Annotated in this window: 13 protein-coding genes; 10 read left to right on the forward strand and 3 right to left on the reverse strand. The window is 64.6% G+C overall.

Annotated features, from left to right (window positions below; genetic code table 11):
• Positions 1-85: 85 nt before the first annotated feature.
• Both GSQ79_RS17090 and GSQ79_RS17095 read left to right on the forward strand, forming a co-directional pair.
• A complete protein-coding gene (locus GSQ79_RS17090; protein ID WP_210253121.1) occupies positions 86-2,005 on the forward strand; it encodes a methyl-accepting chemotaxis protein in 1,920 nt (639 codons plus the stop codon).
• Positions 2,006-2,105: 100 nt separating this feature from the next.
• Entirely contained in the window at positions 2,106-2,501 is a 396-nt protein-coding gene (locus GSQ79_RS17095; protein WP_158809869.1) for a DUF4112 domain-containing protein, read from the forward strand.
• 25 nt (positions 2,502-2,526) lie between these two features.
• On the opposite strand, the gene GSQ79_RS17100 is transcribed toward GSQ79_RS17095, so the two are convergent.
• Positions 2,527-3,984 (reverse strand): diguanylate cyclase, encoded by a 1,458-nt coding sequence (locus GSQ79_RS17100; RefSeq protein ID WP_158809870.1) that lies wholly within the window; start codon positions 3,982-3,984, stop codon positions 2,527-2,529.
• A gap of 398 nt (positions 3,985-4,382) precedes the next feature.
• Here GSQ79_RS17100 and ruvB point away from each other — a divergent pair, with 398 nt between their 5' ends.
• Positions 4,383-5,429 (forward strand): Holliday junction branch migration DNA helicase RuvB, encoded by a 1,047-nt coding sequence (ruvB, locus tag GSQ79_RS17105; RefSeq protein WP_158809871.1) that lies wholly within the window; start codon positions 4,383-4,385, stop codon positions 5,427-5,429.
• Here ruvB and GSQ79_RS17110 read toward each other — a convergent pair.
• On the reverse strand, positions 5,426-6,220 hold the full coding sequence (locus GSQ79_RS17110) for an SDR family NAD(P)-dependent oxidoreductase (protein ID WP_158809872.1): 795 nt from the start codon (positions 6,218-6,220) through the stop codon (positions 5,426-5,428). The genes ruvB and GSQ79_RS17110 overlap by 4 nt on opposite strands.
• A gap of 238 nt (positions 6,221-6,458) precedes the next feature.
• Between GSQ79_RS17110 and GSQ79_RS17115 the strand changes: the two genes are divergently transcribed.
• The 3 genes from GSQ79_RS17115 to GSQ79_RS17125 are packed head-to-tail and all read left to right on the forward strand — an operon-like array spanning position 6,459 to position 10,314.
• Positions 6,459-7,163 carry a gluconate 2-dehydrogenase subunit 3 family protein gene (locus GSQ79_RS17115; protein WP_246725395.1) on the forward strand — a complete coding sequence of 235 codons (705 nt, stop codon included), beginning with the start codon at positions 6,459-6,461 and terminating at the stop codon, positions 7,161-7,163.
• Positions 7,163-8,938: a GMC family oxidoreductase gene (locus GSQ79_RS17120; protein ID WP_158809874.1), complete on the forward strand. Its 1,776-nt coding sequence runs from the start codon at positions 7,163-7,165 to the stop codon at positions 8,936-8,938. Before GSQ79_RS17115 ends, GSQ79_RS17120 begins: the two co-directional genes overlap by 1 nt.
• The gene (locus tag GSQ79_RS17125) at positions 8,935-10,314 is read left to right on the forward strand and encodes a cytochrome c (protein WP_158809875.1); all 1,380 of its coding nucleotides are present in this window, start codon (positions 8,935-8,937) and stop codon (positions 10,312-10,314) included. The genes GSQ79_RS17120 and GSQ79_RS17125 overlap by 4 nt, the downstream gene beginning before the upstream one ends.
• Positions 10,315-10,435: 121 nt before the next feature.
• On the opposite strand, the gene GSQ79_RS17130 is transcribed toward GSQ79_RS17125, so the two are convergent.
• The gene (locus tag GSQ79_RS17130) at positions 10,436-10,813 is read right to left on the reverse strand and encodes a TIGR02300 family protein (RefSeq protein WP_158809876.1); all 378 of its coding nucleotides are present in this window, start codon (positions 10,811-10,813) and stop codon (positions 10,436-10,438) included.
• 230 nt (positions 10,814-11,043) lie between these two features.
• Here GSQ79_RS17130 and aroA point away from each other — a divergent pair, with 230 nt between their 5' ends.
• The 4 genes from aroA to GSQ79_RS17150 are packed head-to-tail and all read left to right on the forward strand — an operon-like array spanning position 11,044 to position 15,202.
• Entirely contained in the window at positions 11,044-12,375 is a 1,332-nt protein-coding gene (gene aroA, locus GSQ79_RS17135; protein ID WP_246725403.1) for a 3-phosphoshikimate 1-carboxyvinyltransferase, read from the forward strand.
• Positions 12,372-13,028 carry a (d)CMP kinase gene (cmk, locus tag GSQ79_RS17140; RefSeq protein WP_158809878.1) on the forward strand — a complete coding sequence of 219 codons (657 nt, stop codon included), beginning with the start codon at positions 12,372-12,374 and terminating at the stop codon, positions 13,026-13,028. Before aroA ends, cmk begins: the two co-directional genes overlap by 4 nt.
• On the forward strand, positions 13,028-13,933 hold the full coding sequence (locus GSQ79_RS17145; protein ID WP_158809879.1) for an ion channel: 906 nt from the start codon (positions 13,028-13,030) through the stop codon (positions 13,931-13,933). The genes cmk and GSQ79_RS17145 overlap by 1 nt, the downstream gene beginning before the upstream one ends.
• 21 nt (positions 13,934-13,954) lie before the next feature.
• Positions 13,955-15,202: a Zn-dependent hydrolase gene (locus GSQ79_RS17150; RefSeq protein WP_158809880.1), complete on the forward strand. Its 1,248-nt coding sequence runs from the start codon at positions 13,955-13,957 to the stop codon at positions 15,200-15,202.
• Positions 15,203-15,230 lie beyond the last annotated feature (28 nt).

Below are 15,230 nucleotides of genomic sequence, written 5' to 3' on the forward strand. Positions count from 1 at the left end.
TGCCTCATTTGGTCAAAAACCATTGGGCCGAAGTCCCGCGCGAGCAGGATCGACGAACAGTGCGGCCGCACCATCGATCGCGGCCGTGGATTTTACGGGCGGGGGCGTCATGGTTGCGATCAAGAATATTCCAATTATCGGCAAATTTCTGATCGTCCTTGGAGCCTTCGGAGCCATCGCTCTTCTATCGGCCATGTTCTCCACCGCGCAGATGCGGGATATCGCCGGCGCCTATGGCGCGTCCATCAAGCATCAGGGCGAGGCGGCCCTCGAAATGTCGCGCGGCAATCGCGCGATGAGCCAATCGGGGCTGTCGATCGAGTGGCTTCTGATTGCCAAGACCGACGAGGGTCACCGCGCGGCGCTCGACCAGTTCAAGAAAGCCCGCAGCCTCTTCATCGAGCACTTGAATAAAGCGAAAGGCGCCGACCCCGATCAGACCCGCACCGTCGACAGCCTTTTGGCGCGGGGCGTGCAACTGCTTGATGTGACTTGCGCCAAGACGATCGCGATGGGACAGCGAACAGACGAAGCCTCTGCCGGACTCGACGAGGCGGAGTATCTCAAGTCCTGTGGCCCGGTTTTCGAACCCTTGAGCGACGACCTGTCGAAGGCGACCACGGCGGCCGTGCAGGCGCAGGCCAAGATCGTCGGCGATCTGACGACCCTCACCGACAACGCGATCCTCACCACCTACGCGACGGTCCTCGGCGGCCTGGCTCTCGTGCTGGCCGGCGCCTTCTTCGCCATTCGCGCCTGGGTCTCGCGTCCGATCAAGGATCTTGCCGGCACGATGGAGCGGCTGGCGAACGGCGATCTCGCGATTTCCGTCGCTGGCACCGACCGTAAGGACGAGATCGGTCCGATGGCTCGCGCCGTCCAGGTCTTCAAGGACAATGGTCTGAAGCTTGTGCAGACGGAAGCGACGGCGGACCAGCATCGCCACCTCGCGGAGCAGGAGCGCAGCTCGAACGAAGCGACGCGCGCCGAGATCGAGCGCCAGCAGCAGGTCGTGGTGGCCGCGATTGCCGCGGGGCTCGACGGTCTTGCCAAGGGCGATCTGACCGGCCGCCTGAGCGAGCGCTTCTCGCAGGAATACGAAAAGCTGCGCGCCGATTTCAATGGGACGGCGGACAGCCTGCAGGAGGCGCTGCGGACGATCGTCAAGGCGACCGACGGCATCAGTTCGGGAACCGACGAAATCGCCAATGCGTCCGACGATCTGTCGCGCCGCACGGAACAGCAGGCCGCGAGCCTCGAAGAGACGGCCGCCGCGCTCAACCTGATCACGACGACGGTCAAGAAGATGGCGTCTGGCGCCGGCGAGGCCGCGACGGTCGTCGCGACGACACGCCAGGAGGCCGAAAGCTCAGGCGTCATCGTTCAGCAGGCGGTCGATGCGATGAGCAAGATCAAGGGCTCGTCGCAGCAGATGAGCCAGATCATCGGTGTCATCGATGAAATCGCTTTTCAAACCAACCTTCTCGCCTTGAATGCGGGCGTCGAGGCGGCGCGCGCCGGCGATGCTGGCCGCGGCTTCGCGGTGGTGGCGTCGGAAGTGCGCGGCCTGGCGCAGCGCTCCGCCGAAGCCGCCAAGGAGATCAAGACCCTGATCTCCGCGTCCAGCGAACAGGTTGACAGCGGAGTCGTCCTGGTCGGCAAAACCGGCGCGGCGCTGAAGGGCATCATCGACAAGGTCGCGACGATGGACACGCTCGTCCGCGAGATTTCCGCGCAGTCGCAGGACCAGGCGGCCAGCCTCGCCGAGGTCAATATCGCGGTCAATCAGATGGATCAGGTGGTGCAGCAGAACGCCGCCATGGTCGAGGAGTCGACCGCCGCCGCGCATGCGCTGAAGGGCGAAACGCAGGAGCTCACGGCGATTGTCGGTCGCTTCCAGATCGATGACCGGGAGAGCGGGTTCGGGCGCTCGCGCGACGCTGCCAAGCGCGGCAATCCGGTCCACGCGGCCCAGACCAAAATCGCCGCTTCGATGCGGCGCTAGCGGATCAAGGCGCCCCGGTTCACGAGGCGCCTTGAACCTCGCGGTCAGCAACCCATCTCTTCGTCATCGACGGCGTGGCGCTGCCGGATGAGAGGTCGTAATGGCTGCTGCAACAGGATTCGCCGGCCGCTATAACGAAGCCGCGACGCCCGAAACCGAGGCGACACTTAAGCGTCTTCGCTGGTTGGCCAATTTTCTCGATACGGCAATTCGCCTGCCCGGTGGTTTTCGCTTCGGCGCTGACACGATCATCGGTTTGACGCCGGTCGCTGGCGACGTCGCGACGGCGGCGATCGCCTGCTACTTCGTCTACGAAGGCAAGCGCCTCGGGCTTCCGCGCAGCGCGTTGCTGAAGATGAGCGGCAACGTCGTGCTCGACCTGCTGCTCGGCGTGACACCCGTTCTGGGTGACCTTGCCGATACGTGGTTCAAGGCCAACGTCCGCAACCTCGCGATCATTGAGAAACATGTCGGCCGGACGCGGGCCCTGCGGTAGAGCCTCGAGATCTTCGTGTGTCGCGCTATTGGCCGGCCGCGAGGTAGACGAAAGGAACTTGTGGCCCCACGGCCTCGATCCGGTTACGGCCCGCTGTCTTCGCCGCATAGAGCGCCCTGTCGGCGGCGGCGACGAGTTCATCCTTGTCCGTTGCGGTCGCCATGAAAAGCGCCGCCACCCCGCCACTGATGGTCACGACGCCATGCGGGTTCGCGTCGTGGGGCACCTCGCATGTCGCCACGACGTCGACGATGCGTTGGGCAATCATCGCGGCCCCGGCAATATCGGTATCGGCCAGAATGACCGCGAATTCTTCGCCGCCGATACGGCAGGCGACATCGCTGGCGCGGTCTGTCACGCCGTCGATGGATCGCGCGATCAGCTTCAGGGCTTCATCGCCACACTGATGACCGTAATGATCGTTGAATCCCTTGAAACAGTCGGCGTCGAAAAGAAGCAGGGAAAGCGGGCTTTGCGTCCGTAAGGCGCGCCGGCATTCCCGGGACAGCACTTCGTCAAAGCGGCGGCGGTTGTGGAGCCCGGTGAGGGCGTCGGTCGTGGCCAGCTTTTCGAGAGCCTGCGCCGCGCCCTGATGGCCTCTGATCTCGCGTCGGAAGAGCCAGGTCAAAATCATCGTCGTGGCGCATAGCGCGAGAACGATCGCACCGAGGCTCAAAGCTTTCCATTCCCAGCTGGCAAAGATCTCGGCCGGGATGACGGCGACCGCCAACACCAGCGGGAAAGTGCCGACTTGTTTGAAGACGAAGCGTCGTTCGCCCTCGGCCCTGATGGCCGGGCCCGAGAAAGAACCGCTATGCGACTTCGTCATTTCTTGATAGCTCGGCGCGTCGGCAACGCTGGTTCCGATCAACTGCTGATCGTAGGGCTCTCTCATCACGAGCTTACCGCCCGGACCGTAAAGAGTAACGACGCCGAGTTGCTTGGTTCCGACCGCAATGAAGAGGTCGTGAAAATAGTCGATCAGGATCGCGCCTGCCACGACCCCGGCGAACGCGCCATCCTTTTCAAGGCGGCGGCTCAGAATCATGATTCGTTTTCCCGAAAGGCGGGACACCAGCGGCTCGCTGATATGGATGCTGTTGTCTGCGTGGGTCGCAAAATAGCGAAAAAACTCATGCTGGCCGATCGAGATGGCGGGGATCGTTTTATCGGAGCTCATCGTCACTTTGCCGGTCTCGTCCGCGACGACGATCTGGCCGAAACCTTCCGCATAAACGACGGGGTCGAACAAAATCACATGCTTGAGGTGCGGCGACGCGGCGAGAACGTCGGGCTCCTTGAGGTTCTCCACGACCTCGCGGAGCGAAAGATCATAAAGTTCGACGCTGCGCGCGATGTCGCGGGCCAACAAGTCGACGAGGTTCCGCGACGTCGTCTCCGCGTTTAGTGCTGCGTCCCGACGCAGGTCGACAAGCAGGCCGGCTGATATGGCGCACAGACAAACCACGCAGAGCAGGTTCACTCCGCCCAGCCATCGCGGCGAGTGGCTCCATGCTCCCACAAGGTTTTTCGCATGGTTCCATGTATCTGCAAAAATTCGAAACCGCATTCCTCGATCTCTAGCGTCACCCTGCAGTCTCGTCGGTGCCGTCGTAAAAAACAATGCTGATACGTCACGCGATCTGCAAACATCGATGGCGATTATTTAACGTAAAGACACTTATACATTTATATTATATACCAGTATGCTGATAATGCTCCTCTTTTACATTCTCTGGGTGTGGGGGGATCTGATCTGTAGATACGATGCGGCGGCATCGTCGGCGTGAAAAGACGGCTCCGGCCGGCCGGTTCATCGCGCCAGCCTTCGCGATTTCATGATAGGATGGGGGCCGTAGAATCGTCGAAGCGAAAGCCCCCGTGTCCCTTCAGCCGCAAAGACTTGTCGCCGCCGAACCTCACGCTAGCGATCCCGACGCTTCGCTGCGCCCGTTGTCGCTGGCCGACTTCACCGGCCAGGCCGGGGCGCGCGCCAATCTCAAGATCTTCATCGAGGCGGCGAAGACGCGGCGCGAGGCGCTGGACCATGTGCTGTTCGTCGGGCCCCCCGGCCTCGGCAAGACCACGCTGGCCCAGATCGTGGCGCGCGAGCTCGGCGTCAATTTTCGCTCGACCTCGGGGCCGGTCATCGCCAAGGCCGGGGATCTGGCGGCGCAGCTGACCGGGCTCGAAGATCGCGACGTGCTGTTCATCGACGAGATCCACCGGCTGAACCCGGCCGTGGAAGAAATCCTCTATCCCGCAATGGAGGATTTTCAGCTGGATCTGATGATCGGAGAAGGGCCGGGCGCCCGCTCGGTCAAGATCGACCTCGCCCGCTTCACCCTGGTTGGCGCCACGACCCGCGCCGGCCTATTGACGACGCCGCTGCGCGACCGTTTCGGCATCCCGATCCGGCTCGAATTTTACACCGTGACGGAGCTGGAGCTGATCGTGCGGCGCGGCGCCCGGGTGATGGGGATCGGCATGAGCCCGGAGGGTGCCAACGAGATCGCACGGCGCGCGCGCGGGACGCCGCGCATCGCCGGCCGCCTGCTGCGCCGCGTCCGGGATTTTGCTCTCGTCGACGGCGAGGCGGAGATCGGCCGGGCGATGGCGGACAAGGCGCTGAGCCTGCTCGACGTCGACAAGATCGGCCTCGACCAGATGGACCGCCGCTATCTGACCACCATCGCGGTGTCGTTCGGCGGCGGCCCGGTTGGTATCGAGACGATGGCAGCGGCGCTGTCCGAGCCGCGCGACGCCATTGAGGATATCATCGAGCCCTATCTGATCCAGCAGGGGTTTTTGCAGCGAACGCCGCGTGGGCGCCTGCTGACGCCGCATGCGTTTGCCCATCTTGGGCTGGCGACACCGGCACGACCGGCACCGCAGTTCGGGTTGTTTGCCGAGAGCGACGACGGTTAGATAATCGACTCTACCACGCCGCCATCGACCCTGAGCGCCGCGCCGGTCGTGGCGGAGGCCTGGGTCGAGCATGCGTAGACCACCATGTTGGCCACCTCGTCCACGGTTGCCATGCGCTGGATGATCGAGGTCGGTCGCTTTGCTTTGACGAAGGCGGTGCCGACGTCTTCGATCGATTTGCCTTCGGCCTTCGCCGTGTCGGCCAGCATCGCCTCGACGCCTTCCGACATCGTCGGGCCGGGTAGCACGGCATTGACCGTGACGCCGGTGCCGCGCGCCAGTTTGGCGAGGCCGCGGGAGAGGCCGAGCACCGCCGTCTTGGTGAAGCCGTAGTGCAGCATGTCGTCGGGGATATTGATGCCGGATTCCGAGGACAGGAAAATCACTCTACCCCAGCCGTGCTCCATCATGCGTTTCATGTAGGCCCGCGAGAGGCGGACGCCGGACATGACGTTGGTTTGGAAGAACCGCTCCCATTCGGCATCGGGGATTTCGAAGAACGGCTTAGGCCCGTAGATGCCGACGTTGTTCACGAGAATGTCCGTCGCCGGGACGGCCTCGACCAGCGCGGCGCAGCCATCCGCCGTTGCAAGGTCGGCCACAACTGACGTCAAGGTCGCGGCGGGAGCCCGGTCCTGCAGAGCGGCGAGCGCTTTCTTCAAGGTGTCGGCTTTGCGCCCATTCAACACGACCGAGGCCCCGGCCTCCGCCAAGCCGACGGCGCAGGCGAAGCCGATGCCCTCGGTCGAGCCGGTGACGACGGCAGTCTTTCCTGTAAGGTCGATGTTCATCCGAAGCCCCTGTGTTCAGCGTCTCGCGCAGACATAGGGCGATCCGTGGCGCGCAGGAAGGCGCACTCGAACCGCGGCGCGAGTTCTCGCAAAACTGGCAAACAGATGCGTAGCAAACCGATCGCCACAAATAGTTAGCGGCCGCAGCGGAGACCGGTATAGAACCATTCCAAAAATCACCTCACTTGTGCGGGCAGCCCGAATGTCATCGTCAGGAAATCGAACCAACCGCCGCGACTTGCTGAAGGGGACCGCTGCGCTTGCCCCGATCGTCGCGCTTGCGGGCTCTCGCGCCCTGGCGGACGGACGCATCAAGCATGACGACTGGGCGAGCAGCGCACCAGCGCCGGCTCACCCAACGACTGCCGATTACAAGCCCACCTTCTTCACTGCCGACGAGTACGCCTTTCTCATCGCGGCCTGTTCGCGGCTCATCCCACAGGACGAGCATGGTCCCGGCGCGACGGAACTTGGTGTGCCGCAGTATATCGACCGTCAGATGGTCACGCCCTGGGCCGATGGCGGCATCTGGTACATGCAGGGACCGTTTTTTCCGGCCAAGCCGGAGTTCGGCTACCAGGCCTCGCTGACGCCGAAGCAGCAATTCCAGCAAGGCATCAAGGCGATCGACGCCCTGTGCCAGAAGCAGTTCCAGAAGCCATTCGCCGGTCTGGCGCCGACGCAGCAGGACGACCTGCTCAAGGGCATCGAGAAAGGCACCGTCAGCTCGCCGGATTTGCCGCTCAAGACGTTCTTCACCAGCTTCCTGCTGAAGACGGTGATGGAAGGCTATTTTTGCGATCCGATGTACGGCGGCAACAAGGACATGGCCGCCTGGACGATGATCGCCTATCCCGGCGTGCGCGCCGATTATCTCGAATGGGTCGGGGAGGCCAAGCCCTACCCCTACGGCCCCGTCAGCATGTATGGAGCGCGCGGCTGATGGCCACCGTGAACAAACCCGTCGACGTCGTCATCGTCGGCTTCGGCTGGACCGGCGCGATCATGGCGATGGAATTGGCGCAGACCGGCCTCAGCGTCCTCGCTCTCGAACGCGGCAAGGATCAGGACACGGTTCCCGACTTCGCCTATCCCAAGGTGGTCGACGAGATCGCGCAGTCGGCGCGCAACGGCCTGCTGCAGAACCTGTCGCAGACGACGGTCACGATCCGCCACGACAAGAACGATCGTGCTCTGCCGTACCGCCAGATCGGCTCGTTCAAGCCGGGCACCGGCGTCGGCGGCGCCGGCATCCACTGGTCGGGCGTCCATTCCCGCGTGATGCCGGACGAGCTGCGGATGAAGAGCCGCGTCATCGAACGCTATGGCGAAAAGTTCATCCCGCCGGACATGCAGCTGCAGGACTGGGGCATCACCTACGACGAGCTCGAGCCGCATTTCGACCGCTTCGAATATACCTGTGGCACGTCCGGCAAGGCCGGCAACATCATGGGCAAGATCATCGAGGGCGGCAATCCGTTCGAGGGGCCGCGTTCGCGCGAATATCCGCTGCCGCCGCTGATCGACCCGCCGACGAGCGTGCTGTTCGCCAAGGCGACGAAGGAGCTCGGCTACAAGCCGTTCGCGCTGCCGGCCTCGAACGCCTCGCGCCCTTACAAAAACCCCTACGGCTGCCAGCTCGGACCGTGCAATTTCTGCGGCTTCTGCAGCGACTACGGCTGCATCAACTATTCGAAGGCCTCGCCGCAGACGACGATCCTGCCCGCGCTCTACCGCATGCCGAACTTTTCCTACCGCACCGAATGTCATGTCTTGAAAGTCAACACCGACTCGACGGGCAAGAAGGCGACCGGCGTCACCTATGTCGACGCCAAGGGCGCCGAGTTCGAACAGCCGGCCTCGATCGTGGTTCTCGCGGCGTTCCATCTGCACAACGTGCGGCTGATGATGACGTCCAAGATCGGGCAGATCTACAATCCCGATACCGGCGAAGGCACGGTCGGGCGCAACTTCTGCTATCAGATGATCGATAGCGTGAACCTGTTCTTCGACAACAAAACCTACATCAACCAGTTCATGGGCGCAGGCGGCGTCGGTCAGGAAATCGAAGAATACATGGCCGACAACTTCGACCATGGGCCGGAAAACTTCATCGGCGGCGGCGTGATCTGGGGCCGCCAGACCGGCAACGGACCGGTGCGCGGCATTCCCGTGCCGAAGGGCACGCCGACCTGGGGCAGCGGCTGGAAGCAGGCGGTGAAGGAGAATTTTCTGCACACCGGCCGCATCGAGGCGCAGCTCAGCAACATGGCCTACAAGGGCTGCTTCCTCGATCTCGATCCGACCTACAAGGACGTCTACGGCACGCCGATGCTGCGGATGACGCTCAACTGGCAGGACAACGACCTGCGCATGTCGGAATTCTTCGGCAAAAAGCTCGACGCGATCGGCAAGGCGATGGGCGCGACGTCGATGTCGGGGCGCGTGCTGAAGCGCGGCGACAGTTGGGATACGCGCGCCTACCAGAGCACGCATATCAATGGCGGCACCGCGATGGGCGCCGATCCCAAGACCAGCGTGGTCAACAAGTACCTGCAGAGCTGGGACGTCTCGAACCTGTTCGTTCTCGGCGCCAACGTGTTTGCCCACGGCATTGGCTACAACCCCACCGGCCTCGTCGGCGCGCTGGCCTATTGGGCGGCCGCCAACATCCGCTCGACCTACCTGAAGAACCCCGGCCCGATGGTGCCGGTATGAGCCGGATGCGAAACGGACTCCTCGGACTGTCGGCGCTCGTTGTGGTGGGTGTCGTCGCGGTGGCTGCGGTGGCCCTGCACAAGCCCGAGCCGCAGATTTCCGACGCGCTGGCGCAGCGCAAGCCCGACGTCACGCGCGGCGCCTATGTCGCCGTGCTCGGCGATTGCGTCGCCTGCCACACCAGCAAGGACGGCAAGCCGTTCGCCGGCGGCGTGCCGTTCGAGACGCCGGTCGGTACCGTCTATTCGTCCAACATCACGCCGGATAAGGACACCGGTATTGGGACCTACACGTTCCCGGACTTCGTCCGCCTGATGCGTTTCGGCGTGACGCCGAGCGGCGGCCGTGTCTACCCGGCAATGCCCTATACCGCCTATGCCAAGGTGTCGGACGAGGATCTGCAGGATCTGTTTGCCTACATGCAGCACGGCGTCACGGCCGAGAACGCGCCCTCGCGCAAGGACGGGATGACGTGGCCGCTGTCGATGCGTTGGCCGCTGGCGCTGTGGAACATCGCCTTCCACGACGACAGCCGCTTCGTCCCCGACGTGCCCAAGGACACAGCGTGGAATCGTGGTGCCTATCTCGTCCAGGGCCTCACCCATTGCGGCACCTGCCACACCCCGCGCGGAATCGCGCTGCAGGAGAAGGACGTCAACGGCACGAGCAATCTGTTCCTGTCGGGATCGGTGCTGGATGGCAGTTCGCCGATCAATCTGCGCGGTAACATCGGGGACGGACTCGGCCGCTGGAGCGTCGGCGACATCGCCGAGGTTCTGAAGACCGGCGTCAACATTCACTCCGCGATCGCCGGGCCGATGGCTGAAGTCGTCGAGCACAGCACCCAATATATGAGCGATGACGACGTGAAAGCCGTCGCGATCTACCTGAAGACGCTGCCGCCGGCGCCCGACGAGGGCAGGGCGACCTTCGCCGCCAGCGACGCGACGATCAAGACCGTCCTGGCCGGCAAGGAGACGTCGCCGGGCGGGCGGATGTTCATGGACAGCTGCGCCGCCTGCCATCGGGAATCCGGCAAGGGCGAGACGCTGGCCTTTCCGAAACTCGCCGGCAATCCGAGCGTGCTGAGCGCCGACCCGTCGTCACTGATCGCGATCATCCTGAACGGCGCGCGTTTGCCGTCGACCGCCGGCGCCCCGACCGGCCTCGCCATGCCGCCGTTCGGCTGGCGCTACGGCGATGCCGATGTCGCGCAGCTCGCGAGTTTCGTCCGCGCCAGTTGGGGCAACGGCGCATCTGCCGTCACGGCGGACGAGGTCTCGAAGGTTCGGGCCAGGGTCGAGCCGTCGCGAGCCAAGGCTCAGCCGTTGGCGGCTTCGACCGACCGCGTGACGGCGGGCGCCGGATCGCGGTGAGACCGAACTGAATCGAAAAGGGTGCGTCCGCTTCGCAGCGGCGCACCCTTTTTTATATGATCATCGTCATGTCGATATCCGGGCGCGCCAGCTGCTGCCGCGCCCCGGGATCGGGAAGCGGTTAGCGCTCCTCGTCGCTCTCGATGTCGCCGTCGATGAGATCCGAGACGTCGTCGCCGTCGTCCTCTTCTTCCAGGAACGTGTCGTCGGCAGCCTCGTCCTCGACTTCGTCGTCGGCATCGTCATCGACGACGGCCGCGACGACCTTGTCCTCGTCGGCATCGGCCTCTTCGAGCGGCACGAGTTCGGCGCCGGCATCGGATTCGACTTCATCGTCGTCGGCGACCGGCGCGGCGCGGGCGGCGGCGCGGGCTGAAAGCGGCGTCGGCTGGAAGATCGTACCGCACTTCGGGCAGACGATCGGATCCTTGTGCAGATCGAAGAATTTTGCGCTGCAGTTGAGGCACTGATGCTTGCCGCCAAGATCGGGTTTTGGCACGGAGACGAACCTTTGAAACGGAGTGGTCGCACCCAGTTGGGGCGCCATGCATGAACCATGTGTGGGCGGGTCGGTAGTGGTGGCCGGCCTTGCTGTCAAATGGAAGTTTCGGCCCAACTCGATTTGTCTGGCCAGCCGCCCTCTGATGACAGGTCACGACGTGCATGCTACGGCGGCCATCGACACCTGTCTTGAACGCGCTTGGAACATTGGTGACATCTCCACAGATCATCGCGCCCGCTGCCGCAGCCCTGCGCGCGGAGCCGTCCGGCCCGCTCCGTGGTCGCATCCGGCCCCCTGGCGACAAGTCGATCTCGCACCGCTCGATGATTTTTGGCCTGCTCAGCGTCGGCGAGACGCGGGTCGACGGCCTTCTGGAAGGCGATGACGTGCTGCGAACCGCCGAGGCCTGCCGGGCGCTCGGCGCCACGATCGGCCGCGACGGGTCATCTTGGCTGGTTCGCGGCACCGGCATCGGGTCTCTGCTTGCCCCGCGGCGCACCCTCGATTTCGGCAATGCCGGCACAGGCTCCCGGCTGATGCTGGGTGTCGTCGGCGGTCACCCGATCCAGGCGCGCTTCGACGGTGATGCGTCGCTGCGCAAGCGGCCGATGCGGCGCATTCTCGATCCGCTCGCGTTGATGGGCGTGACGGTTCTGGAGCAGGCCGAAGGCGGCCGCTGCCCGATTCTCATTCAGGGCACGGCCGAGCCGACGCCGATCGAATACCGCACGCCTGTCGCTTCGGCCCAGATCAAGTCGGCCATTCTATTCGCCGGCCTGAACTCGCCCGGCCGCACCACGGTCATCGAGACCGAGGCGAGCCGCGATCACACCGAAAAAATGCTGGCCTTTTTCGGCGCTGACGTCACCGTCGAGCTGTTCGGCGAGGCCGGACGCAAGGTCACGCTGCAGGGGCGGCCGGAGCTTTGCGCCAGCCATGTCGTCGTGCCGGTCGACCCATCGTCCGCCGCATTTGCCATCGTCGCGGCACTGATCGTGCCTAAGTCCGACGTGGTGGTCGAGGGCGTGATGATGAACCCGTTGCGGATTGGCTTGATCACGACGCTCCTCGAAATGGGAGCCTCGATCGAGATTTTGGACCGCCGAGTCGAAGGTGGCGAGGATGTCGCCGATCTCCGGGTCAGGGCCTCGGCGCTCACTGGAGTCGACGTGCCCGCCGCGCGCGCGCCGTCGATGATCGACGAATACCCGATCCTGGCCGTCGCTGCGGCGTTCGCCACGGGCACAACCCGCATGCGTGGGCTTCACGAGCTTCGGGTCAAGGAATCGGATCGCCTCGCGGCGGTCGCCGCCGGCCTTGCGGAAGCCGGCGTGCGGCACGTCGTCGAGGGTGACGACCTGTTGGTTGAAGGGGGCTCCGGCGATGTCCGCGGCGGCGGCGTCGCGGTCACCCACCTCGATCACCGCATCGCGATGAGCTTCCTCTGTCTCGGCTTCGCGTCGCAAAAACCGATGGCCATCGACGATGAGCATATGATCGCCACCAGCTATCCCGGCTTCAAGGCCGATATGACCCGTTTGGGAGCACGCTTCGCATGATCATCGCGATCGACGGGCCCGCCGCGTCCGGCAAGGGCACGATCGCCCGACGCCTGGCCGAAGCATTCGGGCTGCCGCATCTCGACACCGGACTGCTGTATCGCGCGACGGCGCGTGCCGTCCTCGATGGCGGCGGCGACATCAACGATCTTGCCGCGGCGGTCTCGGCGGCGCGCGGCCTCGGGCTGATGGACTTCGACGAGACCAAGCTGCGCGGCAAGGACATGGGTGAGGCGGCGTCGATCGTGGCGTCGATGCCGGCGGTGCGCGCCGTGTTGGTCGATGCGCAACGCAGCTTCGCCGGCCGGCAGTCCGGCGCCGTGCTCGACGGCCGCGACATCGGGACGGTGATCTGCCCCCGGGCGGACGCCAAGATTTTCGTAGTTGCCGACGCCGAGGTTCGCGCCCAGCGCCGATCGCTCGAGCTGCGCAAGCGGGGCGAGGCCGCGGATTACGACGCCGTGCTCGCCGACATCCGCCGCCGCGACGAACGGGATCTCGGCCGCAGCACCGCACCCCTGAAACTTGCGGCCGACGCGGTGGTGCTCGACACGACCAAGCTCGACATCGAGGGCGCCGTCTCGGCCGCCGTGGCGCTGGTGATGGCCAAGACGCCGGCGGCCCCGCTCAACCGCCAAGCCGGCCAGGGCTGATGGACGAGGCGCCGGTTCCCCCTTCGCGCCGAAGACGGGACAAGGCGCCGCCCGTCAGCTTCCGCCTTGGGGCGATGGATTTCGTCCAGACCGGCGTTGCGCGCTTCGACTGGCACGACCCCTATTACATCGCGGTGTCGCTGAGCTGGCGCGCCTTTTTCCTGCTGTTCCTCACGGCGGAGCTGACGATCAACACTTTGTTCGCGCTGTTTTATCTGGCCGCGCCAGGCTGCGTCGCCAACGCCCGGCCGGGCGCTTTCACCGACGTGTTCTTCTTTTCGCTCGAGACGCTGGCCACCGTCGGCTACGGGGTGATGGCGCCCGCCACCACCTATGGCCACATCGTCTCGGGTGTCGAAATCGTCACCGGCATGGCCTTCACGGCGATCATGACGGGCTTGCTCTTCGTGCGCTTTTCCAAACCGAAGGCGCGGATTCTCTATGCCGACAACCCGATCGTCACGATGCACAATGGCAAGCCGACGCTGATGCTGCGGCTCGGCAATGCCCGCACCAACGTGTTGACCAACGCGCGCTTCACCTTGCACAGCCTGACCACGCAGGTGTCCGAGGAGGGCCACCGGCAGCGCTCGATCATCGAGCTGCCGCTGATCCGCCCTCAGGTACCGATCTTCGCGATCCTCCTGACGCTGATGCACGTGATCGACGAGGCGAGCCCGCTTCACGGTCTCGACGCCGAAAGCATCGTGGAAGAGGACGTGCGGTTCTTCATGACGCTGATGGCGCGCGACCATGCCACCGGCCAGGAGGTGTCGGACCTGCGCACCTACCACGGCCGCGATGTCCGCTTTGGCATGCGTTATGCCGACGCGATCCGATCCGGCGCAGATAACCGGACGACCGCCGACTACAGTCTGATCGGCGCCTTGGAAGCAGACAGGTAATTGGGAAGCAGATAGGTAAAAATGTCCAACTTGCAGATCGACCCGCAGCGCCTGTGGGACAGCCTGATGGATACGGCCCGCGTCGGCGGCTTGCCCGGCGGCGGTATCGCACGGCTCACCCTGACCCAAGACGACAAGACGATCCGCGACTGGTTTCGCGGCGAGGTCGAGGCGCTCGGCATGACCGTCACCGTGGACGACATGGGCAACATGTTCGCGCTCCGCGCCGGGCTCGACCCGAGCCTTCCGCCGATCGCCATCGGCAGCCATCTCGACACCCAGCCGACCGGTGGCAAGTTCGACGGCAATCTCGGCGTTCTTGCCGGGTTGGAAGTGATGCGCACCTTGCAGGCGACGGGCTACGTGACCCGCGCCCCCTTGATGCTGGTCAACTGGACCAACGAGGAGGGCGCGCGCTTCCTGCCGGCGATGCTCGGCTCCGGCGTCTATGCCGGCGCCTACACCCAGGACTTCGCCTATAACCGGACCGACCCGGACGGTGTCCGCTTCGAGGACGCGCTCGACGGCATCGCGTACCGTGGCCCGGTCGCCGCCGGCGCGGTGCCGCTGGGCGCGATGTTCGAACTGCACATCGAACAAGGACCAATCCTCGAAGCCGAAAAAACCATTATTGGCGTCGTCCAAGGGGTCCAGGGCATGCGCTGGTTCGACATCACTCTGACCGGCCAGGCGTCGCACACCGGCACCACGCCGATGCATCTTCGCCGCAACGCCTTGCTCGGGGCGGCGCGCCTGATCCAGGACGTCGATGCGATCGCCCTGGCTCATGCGCCGACCGCCGTCGGGACGGTGGGCTTTCTCGTGGTCTCGCCGAACTCTTATAATGTCATCCCAGGCGAGGTGGCCCTGACCGTCGACCTGCGCGACCCCGATGCCGGCGTGCTGGAAGCGATGGAGTCCGCCCTCGAGACCGCCGTCGCAGCGATCCGCCAGGATTTTGGACTTGAGGTAGCGGTCAAGCCGGTCGCCCGGACCGCTCCGGTGGTCTTCGATGCCGGATGTATCGCGGCTGTCCGCCATGCCGCGCAGAAGTCCGGCTATTCGACCCGCGACATCGTCTCGGGTGCGGGACACGACGCAGTCCATGCCGCCGCCGTCATGCCGACGACGATGATTTTCGTGCCCAGCGCCGGCGGCCTCAGCCACAACGAGGCCGAATTCACCGATCAGGGCGAGTGCGGTGCCGGCGCTCAGGTGCTGCTCGACGCGGTGCTGCACTATGATTCCCGCGCCGAGGCCGCGAATTGACAAGCTGAGGCCTCAATCCTATCTCTGC

Origin of the sequence: Beijerinckia sp. L45 (assembly GCF_009765775.1) — a bacterium.
GTDB lineage: Bacteria > Pseudomonadota > Alphaproteobacteria > Rhizobiales > Beijerinckiaceae > RH-AL1.

Bases quoted from the DNA above. Each gene is read 5' to 3' on its own strand.
- GSQ79_RS17120 (WP_158809874.1), top strand. From the start codon at position 7,163: ATGGCCACCGTGAACAAACCCGTCGACGTCGTCATCGTCGGCTTCGGC.
- GSQ79_RS17125 (WP_158809875.1), top strand. From the start codon at position 8,935: ATGAGCCGGATGCGAAACGGACTCCTCGGACTGTCGGCGCTCGTTGTG.
- GSQ79_RS17145 (WP_158809879.1), top strand. From the start codon at position 13,028: ATGGACGAGGCGCCGGTTCCCCCTTCGCGCCGAAGACGGGACAAGGCG.
- GSQ79_RS17110 (WP_158809872.1), bottom strand. From the start codon at position 6,220: ATGAACATCGACCTTACAGGAAAGACTGCCGTCGTCACCGGCTCGACC.
- cmk (WP_158809878.1), top strand. From the start codon at position 12,372: ATGATCATCGCGATCGACGGGCCCGCCGCGTCCGGCAAGGGCACGATC.
- GSQ79_RS17095 (WP_158809869.1), top strand. From the start codon at position 2,106: ATGGCTGCTGCAACAGGATTCGCCGGCCGCTATAACGAAGCCGCGACG.
- GSQ79_RS17150 (WP_158809880.1), top strand. From the start codon at position 13,955: ATGTCCAACTTGCAGATCGACCCGCAGCGCCTGTGGGACAGCCTGATG.